The 13,811-nt window shown below is 71.8% G+C and carries 10 protein-coding genes; 5 read left to right on the top strand and 5 right to left on the bottom strand.

Annotated features, from left to right (window positions below):
* Positions 1 to 2: 2 nt before the first annotated feature.
* The gene (locus tag IEY89_RS21880; protein ID WP_189149147.1) at positions 3 to 839 is read right to left on the bottom strand and encodes an enoyl-CoA hydratase/isomerase family protein; all 837 of its coding nucleotides are present in this window, start codon (positions 837 to 839) and stop codon (positions 3 to 5) included.
* Between the two features lie 152 nt (positions 840 to 991).
* On the opposite strand from IEY89_RS21880, the gene IEY89_RS21875 reads away from it, so the two are divergent.
* The gene (locus tag IEY89_RS21875; protein WP_189149146.1) at positions 992 to 2,209 is read left to right on the top strand and encodes an acyl-CoA dehydrogenase family protein; all 1,218 of its coding nucleotides are present in this window, start codon (positions 992 to 994) and stop codon (positions 2,207 to 2,209) included.
* Positions 2,210 to 2,319: 110 nt separating this feature from the next.
* On the opposite strand, the gene IEY89_RS21870 is transcribed toward IEY89_RS21875, so the two are convergent.
* Positions 2,320 to 4,293, bottom strand: coding sequence for a glycoside hydrolase family 5 protein (locus IEY89_RS21870; RefSeq protein ID WP_189149145.1), 1,974 nt, complete (start codon positions 4,291 to 4,293; stop codon positions 2,320 to 2,322).
* 197 nt (positions 4,294 to 4,490) lie between these two features.
* Here IEY89_RS21870 and IEY89_RS21865 point away from each other — a divergent pair, with 197 nt between their 5' ends.
* On the top strand, positions 4,491 to 5,642 hold the full coding sequence (locus tag IEY89_RS21865) for a hypothetical protein (RefSeq protein WP_189149144.1): 1,152 nt from the start codon (positions 4,491 to 4,493) through the stop codon (positions 5,640 to 5,642).
* A 383-nt stretch (positions 5,643 to 6,025) separates the two neighbouring features.
* On the opposite strand, the gene IEY89_RS21860 is transcribed toward IEY89_RS21865, so the two are convergent.
* Complete coding sequence (locus IEY89_RS21860; RefSeq protein ID WP_189149143.1) at positions 6,026 to 6,673, bottom strand: class I SAM-dependent methyltransferase; 648 nt, start codon at positions 6,671 to 6,673, stop codon at positions 6,026 to 6,028.
* A 141-nt stretch (positions 6,674 to 6,814) separates the two neighbouring features.
* On the opposite strand from IEY89_RS21860, the gene pgm reads away from it, so the two are divergent.
* Positions 6,815 to 8,455: a phosphoglucomutase (alpha-D-glucose-1,6-bisphosphate-dependent) gene (gene pgm, locus IEY89_RS21855; RefSeq protein WP_189149142.1), complete on the top strand. Its 1,641-nt coding sequence runs from the start codon at positions 6,815 to 6,817 to the stop codon at positions 8,453 to 8,455.
* Between the two features lie 176 nt (positions 8,456 to 8,631).
* Here pgm and IEY89_RS21850 read toward each other — a convergent pair whose 3' ends face one another.
* A complete protein-coding gene (locus IEY89_RS21850; RefSeq protein WP_189149141.1) occupies positions 8,632 to 10,317 on the bottom strand; it encodes a hypothetical protein in 1,686 nt (561 codons plus the stop codon).
* 562 nt (positions 10,318 to 10,879) lie between these two features.
* On the opposite strand from IEY89_RS21850, the gene IEY89_RS21845 reads away from it, so the two are divergent.
* Together IEY89_RS21845 and IEY89_RS21840 are read left to right on the top strand one after the other, a co-directional pair.
* Positions 10,880 to 11,425: a hypothetical protein gene (locus IEY89_RS21845; protein WP_189149140.1), complete on the top strand. Its 546-nt coding sequence runs from the start codon at positions 10,880 to 10,882 to the stop codon at positions 11,423 to 11,425.
* Between the two features lie 38 nt (positions 11,426 to 11,463).
* Positions 11,464 to 12,738 carry an MFS transporter gene (locus tag IEY89_RS21840; protein ID WP_189149139.1) on the top strand — a complete coding sequence of 425 codons (1,275 nt, stop codon included), beginning with the start codon at positions 11,464 to 11,466 and terminating at the stop codon, positions 12,736 to 12,738.
* Positions 12,739 to 12,794: 56 nt separating this feature from the next.
* Here IEY89_RS21840 and IEY89_RS21835 read toward each other — a convergent pair whose 3' ends face one another.
* Positions 12,795 to 13,781: a LysR family transcriptional regulator gene (locus IEY89_RS21835; protein ID WP_229695351.1), complete on the bottom strand. Its 987-nt coding sequence runs from the start codon at positions 13,779 to 13,781 to the stop codon at positions 12,795 to 12,797.
* Positions 13,782 to 13,811 lie beyond the last annotated feature (30 nt).

Genomic DNA, 13,811 nt, shown 5'->3' with positions numbered 1-13,811 from the left:
ACTCAAGAAACACTTTCGGATTCCCTGGCCCCGGAGCGGCTGTCGCCCGCCTTCGGGCGGCCCCGCGCCGCGAGGAACGACGCCATGCGGTCCTGTGCCTCGCGGCCGTCCGCCAGGGCGGCGATCGAACGCGCCTCCTCGGCCAGGTGACGGCGCAGTTCGTCCCCGGCGCCGACGCGCAGCAGAGCCTTCGCGGCGCGCAGTGCGCCAGTGGCGCCGGCGGCCAGCTCGGCCGCGGTCCGGTGTGCCGCGTCGTCCAGTTCCCCGTCGTCGACGCACCGGGAGACCAGGCCCCACCGCTCGGCGTCGTCGCCGGTCAGGACCCGGTTGGTGAGGATGAGGTCCGCCGCCCCACGGGGGCCCACCAGGCGCGGCAGGAACCATGACGCCCCGCAGTCCGGTGTGAGTCCGATCGCCGTGTACGCCAGCCGGAACCGCCCGGACCGGGCCGCCAGGACGATGTCGCCCACCAGGGCGAGACCGATGCCACCGCCCGCCGCCGCGCCGCGCACGGCGGTCACCAACGGCACCGGCAGTTCGTACAGGGCCTGTATCGCGGCATGGGCGGCACTCGCCACGGCGTGCACATAGGTGCCGGTCTCCGCGCCACGACCGGCGAATGCGCGCAGGTCACCGCCCACGCAGAAGCTGTCGCCCGCCGCCCGCAGCAGGACCGCGCCGCCGGGATCCGCGGCCACCTCGAAGGCTCGGTCCCGCAGTGCCTCGGCCGTGCCGAGATCCAGGGCGTTGCCCCGCCCGGGATCGTCCAGTCTCAGCTCGACGACTCCGTCGGGGTGGCGCACGATCCGCACCGGGCCGGTGCTCACGGGGAGGCTCATGGGGGTTTCTCCTGACGTCTTCCCGTCGCCGGGGGATTGTCTTCCCGGGCACTTTCCGTCCCGGGTGCTTCCCGGCAAGATACTGAAGACGCTATACAGTTTCTAGAACGCGACGGGAGCCGATACCCGTACGCCCGTCGGCGGGAGATCCCGTGCCCATCCAGTTCGATGTCGACCCGACTGTCGCTCAACTCGCCGCATCGACGGCCGAGTTCGTACGCGAGGTGGTCATCCCGGCCGAGCGTGAGTGCGGCGGGTCCGTGCACGACGCCCCCGAGGCACTGCGGGAAACCCTGCAGAAAGCAGCCCGCGACGCGGGTGTGTTCGCTCCGCACGTCCCGACGCGGTGGGGCGGACACGGGCTCGACCTGCGCGGGCAGGCCGTGGTGTTCGAAGCGGCGGGCTACTCGCTGCTCGGACCGCTGGCGCTGAACTGCGCCGCCCCCGACGAGGGCAACACGCATCTGCTGGAGAAGGTGGCCACCGAGGAACAGAAGCAGACGTATCTGCGACCCCTCGCCGCGGGTGAGACACGGTCCTGCTTCGCCATGACCGAACCGGCTCCGGGAGCGGGTGCCGATCCCCGCTCCCTGCGGACCACCGCGACCCGGGTGCCCGGCGGCTGGCGGATCGACGGACGCAAGTGGTTCATCACCGGCGCCGACGGAGCGGGCTTCGCCATCGTCATGGCCCGTACCTCCGGCAGCCCCGGCGACCCGGGCGGCGCCACCATGTTCCTGGTCGACGCGGGCACACCCGGTATGCGCATCGTGCGGAACATCGAGACCCTCGACGAGTCGCTCTTCGCCGGGCACAGCGAGATCGTCTTCGAGGACTGCGTGGTGGGGGAGCGGCAGGTGCTCGGCTCGGTGGACCACGGGTTCGAGGGCGCGCAGGTCCGCCTCGGCCCCGCCCGGATGACCCACTGCATGCGCTGGCTGGGAGCGGCCCGCCGCGCCCAGGACGTCGCGCTGGAACGGGCGGGAAGCCGGATGGCGTTCGGCTCCGCGCTGGGAGACCTCGGCATGGTCCAGCAGATGCTGGCCGACTCCGAGATCGACATCGAGGCGAGCCGCGCCCTGATCCTGCGTACCGCCTGGGAGTTGGACACCGGTTCCGCCGCCGCCCCGCAACTCACCTCGGTGTCCAAGACCTTCGTGGCGGAGGCGGTGAACCGGGTGGTCGACCGGGCGGTGCAGATCTGCGGAGCCCTCGGCATCTCGGCCGCCGACGCTCCGCTGGCCCGCCTCTACCGGGAGGTACGGCCGTTCCGGATCTACGACGGCCCGTCGGAGACACACCGTTTCGCCATAGCGCGCCGCGCGGTTCGGCCCTACCGGCAGCCGCGCACGGGGGCAGCCGACGGCTGAGGACGGCGTCGAGGGGAGCGGTGTTCCGGGCCGGTCCGGCCCGGAGCCTGGCGAACGGTCTCCGCCCGCCCTGGTGTGAGACGGCTCGGCGCTCCCGGCGGCGCGGCCGGTCAGCTCAGTTCTCGGCAGTACAGCGCGTCCGGAGTCCGCGCCGAGCCCACCCGAGCCGTGTACGCGATCCCGGCCGCGTACTCGTCGTCCGCGCACTGGCCCTTGTAGCGGCCCTGGGCGAAGTCGCCCCCCTTGGCGGCCGGACCCCTGTTGTCGCTTCGGTCGAACCAGACGGTGCGGCCTGCTGTGCCGAGCCGGCCGACCGGAGCCGCCGCGCACAGGGCGGCGGAGACGGCGGAACCGCGGACGCTGTAGCCGGTCAGGAAGTGACCGTCGGCGCACTGGAGTTTGGTGTACCCGGACGCCCAGTCGTTGCCCGGCCCGACATACCGCTCGTCGACGACCACCACATGTCCGCGGGACGGGTCCCGCAGGGGGCCGGTGGACACGTCGGAGCACAGGCCGCGGTTGCCGGTGTGGCTGAGGCCGAGCAGCCGCTGTCCGTCGGGACACGCGGCCTTGCGGGCACCGGAGTTCCAGTCGGGGAGCGCGCGCATGCGTCGCGAGGCGACGAAGTCGCCGTGGTCGGGGCTGAGCATCGCCCAGTCCGCCACGGGCTCCACCGGGCCGGTGCGACCTCGGGCCGCGATGAGCCGTGTCCAGGCGTCGGCCCGCCAGTCGTCGCCGTCGTAGACGCCCATACGGTGACCCGACGAGTCCCAGTGCAGCAGTGCCCAGCCGTTGCCCTTGCGGTTCTCGTGCCGGCCGACGAGCGGCCAGTACGCGAAGTCCGCGTCGGTGCGGATCAGATGGTCGACGAAGTTCTCGAACCAGGCTCGCTGCTTGTTTCCGGTCTCGTCCCGGCCCCCGACGCCGAACTCGCTGATCCAGACAGGTGCGGTGACGTGCGTGTTCGTCTCCGCGCTCACGAAGAAGGCCTGACGGTCCAGCACCTTGATCAGTTCGGCGGGGCTCAGGTCGCGGTAGCGGGGGTCGCTGGTCTCTCCCGTGCCGGTGGCGCCACTGTGGTTGGGGCCCGTGTAGTCGTAGAAGTGGGCGGAGTACACGAGCTTGCCGGAGTCGACGAGCGTGTGCGAGAGACGGCGTGCGGGCTCCAGGGTGGGGCGTTCGTGGGGGAGTCCGTCGACGGGGATGCCGGTCCAGTTGATGCCCTCCACGATGATGAGGAGGTCGGGGTCGGCTTCCGTCAGGATGCGGTCACCGACGCGCTGCGAGGCGGCGAACCAGTCGTGGTTGTCGCCGAGCCCCCAGTTGGGGTCGTCCAGGATGGTGCGGCGCACCTCGTTGTAGAGGTCGGCGCCGACTACGCGCTGGTTGTTCCGGTAGCGGCGCGCCATGAGGAGCCAGTCGTTCTCCCAGGTCTCGGCGGACTGGCTCGCGTTCCAGCGTTCGTTGCCGTCGACTCCGCAGCACCAGCGTGTGGTGTTGGTGTGGTTGTTCAGGATCACCGCGAGCCCGGCGGCGGTGAGTTCCCGTACCGCGACGTCGTACACCTGGAGCGGGGTCATGCCGCGCAGGGAGGGATTGGCGGCCACGGAACCGTCGGTGACGGGGCGGCTGTCGTGGATCATCTCGTTGGAGAAGGGCAGCCGGATGCTGTTGATCCCGATCTCCCGGAAACCGGCGATGATCTCGGCCATGGGGGCACGGTCCAGGCCGAGCGGCATCCTGCCGGAGTTCTCCCCCGCGTGGTGGTCGGCGTCCGCGTCCGGGCTGCCCGAGCCGTTCCACGTGCCGCTGGCTCCGTGCCAGTTACCGGAGCGCAGCTTGAACCGGTCGCCGTCCGCGTCGACGATCCAACGACCCCGGGTGCTGAGCGGCGCCGTCCAGTCCGGCGCGGGCGCGACGCCTTCGGGTCGGGTGCCGGCCCTGGGGGCGGGCTCCCGACCGGCTGCCGCCTCGGCAACGGGCGCCAGGACCACGAGGAGGAGAACGGCGACCAGTGCGGCCCTGGCCCTGACGAAGGTTCGGGGCACGGTCACCCTCCTGAGACGTGCACGGTGAATTGTCATGGCGTCGTCATCATGAGGGTTCGCACGGCATTGGTCCAGGCCTGCGCGCGCAGAGGTGATTGTCCTGCACGTGAATGGCCGACGAGAGGGAACTGACGGCGGGTCGGCCGCTGGACGGGCGCAGGTGAAACACAACGCCTCCCCCGTCGCATCAGTACATGTGGGGGAGCGGTTCCTCCGGGACGGGAGAGAACACGATGAAGGTCAGACGAAGGATCGCGGGGCAACTGGCAGCAGTCGGGGCGATCACGATGGTGATCAGCGGAACCGCCGTGGCCGGGCCGGCCGACGGCGGCTCGTGGACGGAGACGTCGACGGGCCGGGTCTCGGTGATGACTGTGGCCCAGCCGAGCCCGTCGAAGACGTGGGCCGGTGGCGCCGAGGTCGTGGAGAATCCCGAGGACGGTTCCGTCCGGTTCACGCCCACCATGTACGAGCGTGACCTCGCCCGAGGCGGGGCGTGGAAGCAGACGGTGCTGCGGGGGGCCGACGCATGGGACAGCAGAATCAACGACATCGCCACCGCGGCGGACGGCTCGGCCTTCTTCGTCGGTGACCAGGGACCGGACGGCGGGGGCGCTCTGATCGGGCGCTATGTGGCGGGCGCCTGGCAACTGACCGCCGACTCGGGTCTGCCTGCGGGGACGGTCCACGCCAGTTTGCTGTCGGTGAGTTCGGTCTCCGGCCGCGAAGCCTGGGCGGTGGGCCAGGGCTACACGGAGGACACCTTCACCCACGTTCCGGTCGTCCAGCACTGGGACGGCCGACGGTGGCGGTCCGTGCGGATACCGGGGTCGGCGAACTGGCTCCCGACCCAGGTCGAGGAGTTGGCACCGAACGACGTCTGGATAGTCGGCATGGACTACGACACCGGCCAGTCCGTCGCCATGCACTGGGACGGACACCGGTGGACACGGACGCCCACCCCGGCGTTCCCCGACTCGGCGGTCCTCTTCGACGTCACCGCCCGCACACCGACGGACGTCTGGGCGGTCGGATGGTCCCGTGACACCGACAAGCAGCGCCCGGCGGGGCTGGCCCTGCACTGGGACGGCACCTCGTGGACCCAGGTGCCCCTGCCCGCGGGCACCTTCTCACTGCAGGCCGTGACCCTGCGGCCGAACGGCGGAATCGCCGTCGTGGGCGGCAACGACGACGCGGCTGTCGGCATGAGCTGGACGCCCACCGAGGGCTGGCGGTCGCTCGGCCTGCCCGAGAACGATCCGCAGTTCCCCCTCGGCGTCAGCTCCGTGGTGTCCTCCGGCAAGCAGCTGACCGTCGGTGGCTGGCACTACCGGTCCAGCGGCAGCGGTGACTCCTTCAGGAACGGTGCCATCCTCACCAGGTAGGGCGGTCCTGACCACCTCGGAGGTGTCCGGGGACGACCCGTCCCGCCCGCTGCGGGACGCCTGCCGGCTCCGGGGTGCACGACCGCGGACAGGACGCCCTCCACGCCGCAGCGTTCGCCGGAACGCGGAGGTCGCACCACGCTCCGCCGCAGCGTCCGCCCCCCTGTCCGCGGCAGGCTCTGTCGGGCCTCCCCGGCACGGGCCGAAGCGCGAGCGGGTCGGTGGGATCCCGCACATGAGGAGGGAGCAGCGCCCGGCTGTCGTGGCGGTGGGCGGCCGAGGCACACACCGACAGCGGCGAGCCGGCGAGGTCGCCCGGTCCGCCGCGGGCCCCGCCGACAGGCCGAGGCCGGTGATCCTCCGGTGGGAACAGTGCACCGGAGTCAGCGCCCGGTCCCGTCGCGTCGGCAGTGCAGGAAGAGGTGGGGCTCGGCACCGGCGGCGGGGTGGTCCGGGGTGAAGACGGTGCTGTGCCGGGCCAGCACCGTCAGCCCCGCCGCCTCCGCCATGCCGACGAAGTCCTCCTCGCCGAAGCTCGTTGCGCGGACCGGCCGTCCCATGAAGACCACCTCGACGTCCTCCACGTCCACGGGCACGGTGGCCAGCACCAGATGCCCGCCGGGCCTCAGGGCCAGGGTCAGACGCCGCGTCAGGGCCGACTGCTCGGCGCGGGTCATCTGCAGCAGCGAGAAGAACACGCACACGCCGTCGAGCGAGTCCGCGTCGAGGAGGAGATCCCGGATGTCGCCACAGCGGAACTCGGCCTCGGGAACCTGACGGGCGGCGAGTTCGACCATGACGGGCGAGACGTCGACCCCCAGCACCGTGTGCCCTGCCTCGACGAGCGCGGCTGCGGTGGGCCGACCGGTGCCGCTGCCCACGTCCAGCGTTCGCGCGGCGGGCGGCAGCCGCTCGATCAGCCAGTCCAGCGCGGCCAGGTGCGCCGGCGCATGGGCGAACGCCTTCTCGTAGTCGGGGCCCAGCGCATCGAACAGCACGGCGGCGGGCGGCCGTTGGCCCTCGTGACTCACGTCGGTGTCCCTTCATTCGCCGATGTGCATCGTCGCACCCGCCGGGCGCGGGCCACAACGGCCGCCCGGTGGGCGTCCGGCGGGCCGGACAGGGAAGAATGGGGCCGTACCCAACGGTCGACCCTTGCGGAGGAGCGGGAAATGCAGGACGCGCGAGCGGGACAGGTCGCCGAACCCCAGGACCTCATCGATGTGGCCCGTCTGGTCACGGCGTACTACGCGCTGCACCCCGACCCGGCCGACCCCGGGCAACGGGTGGCCTTCGGCACCTCGGGACACCGCGGCTCGTCCCTCGCGGCGGCGTTCAACGAGGACCACATCGCGGCCACCAGCCAGGCCATCTGTGAGTACCGCGCCGCCCAGGGCACCGACGGCCCCCTCTTCCTCGGCGCCGACACCCACGCTCTGTCCGAACCCGCGCGGATCACGGCACTGGAGGTGTTCGCCGCCAACGACGTGACCGTCCTCATCGACCAGACCGACGGCTACACGCCCACCCCGGCCGTCTCGCACGCCATCCTCACCCACAACCGCGGTCGCACCTCCGGCCTCGCCGACGGCGTGGTGGTCACCCCCTCGCACAACCCGCCCGCCGACGGCGGCTTCAAGTACAACCCGCCGAACGGCGGTCCCGCCGGTTCCGAGGCGACCTCCTGGATCCAGGACCGCGCCAACCAGATCATCACCGGCGGCCTGAAGGACGTACGGCGCGTCCCCTACACCCGCGCCCTGGCCGCACCCGGCACCGGCCGCCACGACTTCCTCGGCACCTATGTCGCCGACCTGCCGAACGTGCTGGACCTGGAGGCGATCCGGTCCGCCGGCGTGCGCATCGGCGCCGATCCGCTGGGCGGAGCCTCCGTCGCCTACTGGGGCCGGATCGCCGAACAGCACCGGCTCGACCTGACGGTGGTCAACCCGCTCGCCGACCCCACCTGGCGCTTCATGACGCTGGACTGGGACGGCAAGATCCGCATGGACTGCTCCTCGCCGTACGCCATGGCCTCGCTCATCGAGCAGAGCGACCGGTTCGACATCGCCACGGGCAACGACGCCGACGCCGACCGGCACGGCATCGTCACGCCGGACGGGGGCCTCATGAACCCCAACCACTATCTGGCCGTGGCGATCTCGTACCTGTTCTCGCACCGGGAACAGTGGCCCGCCGGCGCCGGGATCGGCAAGACGCTGGTGTCGTCCAGCATGATCGACCGGGTCGCGGCGGACGTCGGCCGGCAACTGGTCGAAGTCCCGGTCGGATTCAAGTGGTTCGTGGACGGACTGTCCGACGGAACGCTCGGCTTCGGCGGCGAGGAGTCGGCGGGCGCGTCCTTCCTGCGCCGTGACGGTTCGGTGTGGACCACCGACAAGGACGGCATCGTCCTGGCTCTGCTCGCCTCCGAGATCACGGCGGTGACGGGCCGGACCCCGTCGCAGCACTACGCGCAGCTCACCGACCGCTTCGGCGCCCCCGCCTACGCGCGCGTCGACGCCCCGGCCTCCCGCGAGGAGAAGGCGCTGCTCGCCAAGTTGTCCCCGAGTCAGGTCACCGCCAACACCCTCGCCGGCGAGCCGGTCACCAAGGTGCTCACCGAGGCCCCCGGCAACGGCGCCGCCCTCGGCGGGATCAAGGTGGCGACCGCCAACGCCTGGTTCGCTGCCCGCCCTTCGGGCACCGAGGACGTCTACAAGATCTACGCCGAGTCCTTCCTCGGCCCGGACCATCTGCACCGGATCCAGGAGGAGGCCAGGTCCGTGGTGCTCGCGGCACTGGGCACCTGACACGGACGAGACCGAACACGCCGCCGATCGCCGCCGGGGCGCGGAGTGCGGAGCGGCCACGAGGCGCTCGGCAACCACTCCAGGGCGGCGGAGCTGCGGCGGCGGCTGGAGGACCTCCACGATTGAGGCAGGTCCTCCGGACGGACGCCCGGCAGGGTGGCCATCTGGGCATCTGGTCATTTGATCGGCTGGGTCGCACGAAGCCGCAGGACGACGTCCTCGTCCCGCATGTCACCGATCCGCAGCGTCACTTGGGCGTCATCCAGCGGAAGTCCCGTGCGCAGGCAGGCGTAGACGACCGCGGTCGACAGGCCCGGATCCAGTAGCGGGCCGGTGACGGCCGCTTCCACGATGCGGCCGTCCCTGAGCCCGACCAGACAGGCGCCCCTGCGCACTGCCGATGCCGCGAGAAGGCTTCCGGGCCGCTGGGTGAGCGTGTCCTCGATCCAGCGCAGCGCTTCGATCGGCGTGGGCGCCGGGTGCCGCTGGACGAGTACCGAGGCGCTCTCGGTCAGACGGTGGTCGCGTTCGTCGTCCGCGCAGGCCAGGTGGGTGAAGTTGGTGGGGGAATCCGGGCGGGTCGTGTCGTACGCGGTGACGGTCGCCGGAACGCGGTGCACGGTGACGGCCGGTGCCGCGCTGTCCCCGGTGACGTCGGTGGTGACCTGCCACGAGGTGACCGGCGTGGCGGACGGATCCGGGACCGGCAGCACCAGGGGAGCCGGCGGGGGAGAGGACGGCTCCGGGAGCTTCAGCAGACGGTAGAGGGCGGTGCGGAGCCGGGCCAGGGCGTGTCCCGGCTCGGCGAAGGCCTGCGCCGCGACCGCCGCGTACCGCTGGGGGGTGTGCTCGCGCACGACATCCTCCACCTGTCGGCGCAGGTCTCCGCGGGTGTCGAGCCGGGGCGCGACGGCCGACAGGGCATGGACGGCCGTCCCGGGTACCGCGTCTCCGCCGAACGCGGCCAGCAGCAGCGGTGTACCGGCCGCCGCCCCGTACAGCGTCACCGAGCCGTGGTCACCCACCAGGACGTCCGCTGCGACGAGCGCGGGCCGCCAGGCGTGGACGGTCGGCATCAGCAGCAGTCCCGCGTCCAGCGCGGCGGCCTGCAAGGAGCGGATCTGCCAGGCACCGTGGGCCGACCACACATTGGGGTGGATGATCGCGCCGACCCGGTACTCGTCACAGGGCAGCTGGGCGAGGAGACGGGGGAGCAGGTCCGGGTGACTCCCCAGCAGCGAGGTGCGCCTCCAGGTCGAACTGACCATGACCAGGCGCTGATGCTCCGCGACACCCAGCGCCTCTCGGTAGGCCTTCCTGTGCGACCGGCTGCCGACCAGCTCGTCGAAGCACGGGTCGCCCACCAGCAGGGTGCGCCCGGCCGCCTTCGGGTGGGTGGCGAGCAGTTGCTCCTCCTGCGTCGGATGCGAGATCGCCAGCCAGGCGCGTCCCGTCTCCAGCAGGGAGTCCGGTACGACCCCGGAGAGCCGCTCGTGCGGACTCCGGGAATCCGGCACGCGTTTCTGGAAGCCGACGCCGTGCGGCAGCACCAGCACCGGGCAGTCGCCCTCCGGGACGTCGAGGTTCTCGCTGGCGGACAGGATGAGGTCGGGGGCGATGTGCCCCAACTGCTCCCAGGGGGCGACTCGGCACCCGGCGGCGCGGAGGAGGTCGAGGACGCCGTCGTTGAACGCGGAGGTGGGATCGAAGGCGAAGACGACGGTCACGCGGGTGTCGTCGCGAAGGAGCGAGGGCAGTGTCTCGAGGACCCGTACGGTCGAGGTGACAGTACGGGCGGCGACGACAAGAGTGCGCTCGCCGTGGAAGGTGCTCCAGCGGTGGGCGTCGTGCCCCACGGGCACGCGAAGCGGTTGGCTACCGAACACGGCAGCCGCCTCTAACAAACCAGCTCCCGCAGCCGGTCAGCGGCTCGCGGCTCGCGGCTCGCGGCTCGCGGCTCGCGGCTCGCGGCTCGCGGCTCGCGGCTCGCGGCTCGCGGCTCGCGGCGATGGTGCTTTTATCGCATTTCAAGCCGGTTGACAATCTTTCGGGACTTTGCGCGATGGACGGGTGAACTCGTACACGGTAACGAATCACGTCAATCAGCTCATCGCCTGATCGCGAGCTTCCCCGAGCGAGGAACTGCGTGACCTGTGGTCCATGGTGGTCATCCGCCACGTGCCGTGCCGTGCAGGTACCGGATCTCCCGGGGGCCCTGTGGGGCTGCCCGGTGCGGCTGATGGGCAGAACGGCGCCGAACTCCGTTGTCAGGGTGGCGAATTGCTGACTGGTTGAATCCGCCCTGACAGCCGTGATCCGAGTGAATCATCACCGGACGGGCGGCACGACAGTGCCGGCAGGCCGCCCACCGACCGGATCCCATTACGCCGTCCCCTGCACCTCTCCGCGTACGCGCCGCTGACGGTGACCGGCGTCGTTCTCGGCGCCATCGGCTGGGCGGTCGTCCGTCGCGTCGCCAGGAACCCGGTGGGGTTGCTGCGGCGGCTGGTGCCCGTGCCCGTGGTCGTGTCGTTCGCGTCCGACCTGTCGCTGCTCGTCGGCGACACGCCCGGCCCGGCAGTGGGGCCGCTGGCCGTCGCGGCGCTGATGGTCGTGCACGTCGAGGTGGAGGCCGTGGCAGTGCCGTCTATCGGCGCGTCCTGCCGCTGCCTGTCCGCTGACGCCCTGGCGGGCGCGACCGTGTCGGCTGCGGGCTCGGGCGCTGCGGGCGGTGTCCCGAGTTCCAGGACGCCGCTGTTCGCGCGCCGGAGCGGCCCGTGCACGCCTTCCGTTCAGGTGACGGTTGCCCATCCCATCCACCACGTGGATAGCCCGGATACGGGATTCGGATCGCGCCGGGGATGGCACCGGCGCCTCGGCGCCCCCATAGTCGTCGCTACCGCACGCCGCTGTCCGGATACCGCCGGCGTGCGAGCTCCCCAGCATGCCGTGCGTCGTCGGCGCACGTGAGGCATGCCCGCTCCCTCACACCGTCCCCTGGAGTCGCCATGCCTGGTTCCGTGTCCCCGCCGCCTCCCGCCGCGGTCGAGGCCCCCGCTCCGTCAGCCGTCGCCGCGTCGGGCCGCGCCCATCTGCTGCGGGTGACCCTTCTTATGGCGGGCAGCTGTCTGCCGATCCTGGGGGCGGTACTGATCGCCCCGGTGCTGCCGAAAATGCAGGACCACTTCGCGTCGGTTCCGGGGGCCAAGGCACTGGTGCCCCTCGCGTTGACCGTTCCGGCGCTGGCACTGGCGCTGCTGGCCCCGTTCGCCGGTGTGATCGTGGACCGGGTGGGCCGCAAACGCCTGCTGGTCGTGGCGACCGTCCTGTACGCGCTGTTCGGCACGGCACCGCTGTGGCTTGACTCGCTGGGCGGGATCATCGCCAGCCGCGCCCTGGTCGGGGTCGCCGAGGCGGCGATCATGACCTGCTGCACGACCCTGATCGGCGACTACTACTCCGGTCGGCAGCGGGTGAAGTACCTCGCCCTGCAGACCATGTGCGCCTCGGCGTCGGCCACCGCCTTCTTCGTGATCGGCGGCGCCGCCGGATCGGCGGGCTGGCGTGTGCCGTTCTGGGTGTACGCCGTGAGCCTGGTGCTCGCCCCCCTGATGGCCGTCGTGCTGCCCAACCCGGCGGCCCGCGCGGCCGGCGACGAGGCCCCGGCCGAGGCGGAGGTGGAGGCCCGCCGCCCGTTCCCCTGGCGGCAGTTGGAGGGCATCTGTGCCCTCACCTTCTTCGGGGCGATGGTCTTCTACACCGTCCCGGTGGAGATGGCGTACCTGCTCGACGACCTCGGGGTGGAGAACCCCGGCGTGATCGGTCTGGCCACCGCGATCGCCAGTGCCTCCACCGTGGGCGGTGCGATCACCTTCGCCCGGCTCAAGCGTTCTCCCGACCCGATGCTGCCCGCCGTTCTCGCGGTGTGCGCGGCCGGCTTCGGCGTGATGTTCCTCGCGGACAGCGCACCGCTGCTGGTCATCGGGGCGGTGGTCAACTGTGTGGGCACCGGCATGCTGCTGCCGGCCCTCCTGACCAGTGCGATGTCCCGGCTGTCGTTCGAGGACCGTGGGCGTGGCACGGGGCTGTGGACGGCCGCCTTCTTCGGCGGCGAGTTCGTCTGCCCGCTGGTGCTGCTCGCCGGGGAGTCGGCGGTCGGCAGTCTCGCCGGTGCGGTGGGCCTGCTGGGGCTGGCCGCCGCCCTCGTCGCGGCGGGGCTGTGGGCGGCCCGCCGCCGCGCGGGCGCCGTCGATCCCCGGCCGCTGCCGGAGCAGTTGGCCTGAGGGTGCGCGGGCCGACCGCCGAGGACGCGTCACTCACGGGCTGCCGCCGGGCCGGATCAGAGCCGACCCTCCGGCGGCGGCCCGGCGTCCTGTTCGGCGGAGACGGCCTTTCCCGGGCCCTTGTCGTAGCCGTAGTCGTTGCCCGCCAGCGTCGCGCCCACCTCCGCGGCCTTCTGCCGCAGCCAGATGTGGCCCGCGTCCTGAGCGTGCACCGGGTGCCACCACATCGCCTCCCGTACCGGTACGGCCTCGAAGGGGCAGGGCAGGACGCGCACCGCGGCGGAGCGGACCGCCTTGCGCGCCAGGCGCTCCTGGATCATCGCGACCCGACGGGTGCCCTCGACCATGGGCGGCAGCAGCTGGAAGGTCTGCACGGACACCTCCACCTGGGGACTGATCCCTATCATGCTGAGCTGGCGGGCCGCCGGGGCGTCGTAGGGACGCTGGTAGACGGCCCAGGGCAGACGCCCCAGCTGGTCCAGGGTGAGTTCGTCGCCGACCTCGGGGTGGTCATCGGCGATCAGGCACAGCCAGCGGTCCTGGTGGAGGTCGACGGCGGGGAAGCCGTCGATGACCCCGTGCGGCATCAGGAGTCCGTCGACGGTGCTCAGCACGGCGGCGGTGTTCTCCACGACGGACGGTGCCGGGTGCTGGAAGGTGATCCGGATGCCGGGTGCCTCCTCGTGGAGGGTGCGGGAGAGTGCGGCACCGAACACGGCCGCCCCGTAGTCGGAGGCGAGGAGGGTGAACTCCCGGCTCTCCGCCGCCGGGTCGAAGTCGGCCTGGCTGGCGAAGACCCGCTCCAGCAGGTCGCACGCGGTGGCGCTGCGGTCGCGCAGGGCGGCGCCGAGCGGAGTCAGCTCGTAGGCGTTGCCGGTCCGGGCGAGCAATTCGTCGTCGAAATGGCGGCGCAGCCGGGACAGCGCGGCGCTCATGGCGGGCTGGCTGAGGCCGATGCGCTCGCCGGCCCGGGTGACATTGCGTTCCTCCAGCAGCGCGCGAAGGGCGAGGACCAGATTGAGGTCGAGTCGGGACAGGTTCACCGGGCAACCACCTAGCAGCAAGAGTCATCC

Source organism: Streptomyces lacrimifluminis, from assembly GCF_014646095.1.
GTDB classification, from domain to species: Bacteria; Actinomycetota; Actinomycetes; order Streptomycetales; family Streptomycetaceae; genus Streptomyces; species Streptomyces lacrimifluminis.
This window is presented reverse-complemented; position numbering and strand designations above follow the sequence as displayed.

Coding starts and splice junctions, on each gene's coding strand:
- pgm (WP_189149142.1), top strand. CDS start 6,815: ATGCAGGACGCGCGAGCGGGACAGGTCGCCGAACCCCAGGACCTCATC.
- IEY89_RS21865 (WP_189149144.1), top strand. CDS start 4,491: ATGAAGGTCAGACGAAGGATCGCGGGGCAACTGGCAGCAGTCGGGGCG.
- IEY89_RS21880 (WP_189149147.1), bottom strand. CDS start 839: ATGAGCCTCCCCGTGAGCACCGGCCCGGTGCGGATCGTGCGCCACCCC.
- IEY89_RS21840 (WP_189149139.1), top strand. CDS start 11,464: ATGCCTGGTTCCGTGTCCCCGCCGCCTCCCGCCGCGGTCGAGGCCCCC.
- IEY89_RS21870 (WP_189149145.1), bottom strand. CDS start 4,293: ATGACAATTCACCGTGCACGTCTCAGGAGGGTGACCGTGCCCCGAACC.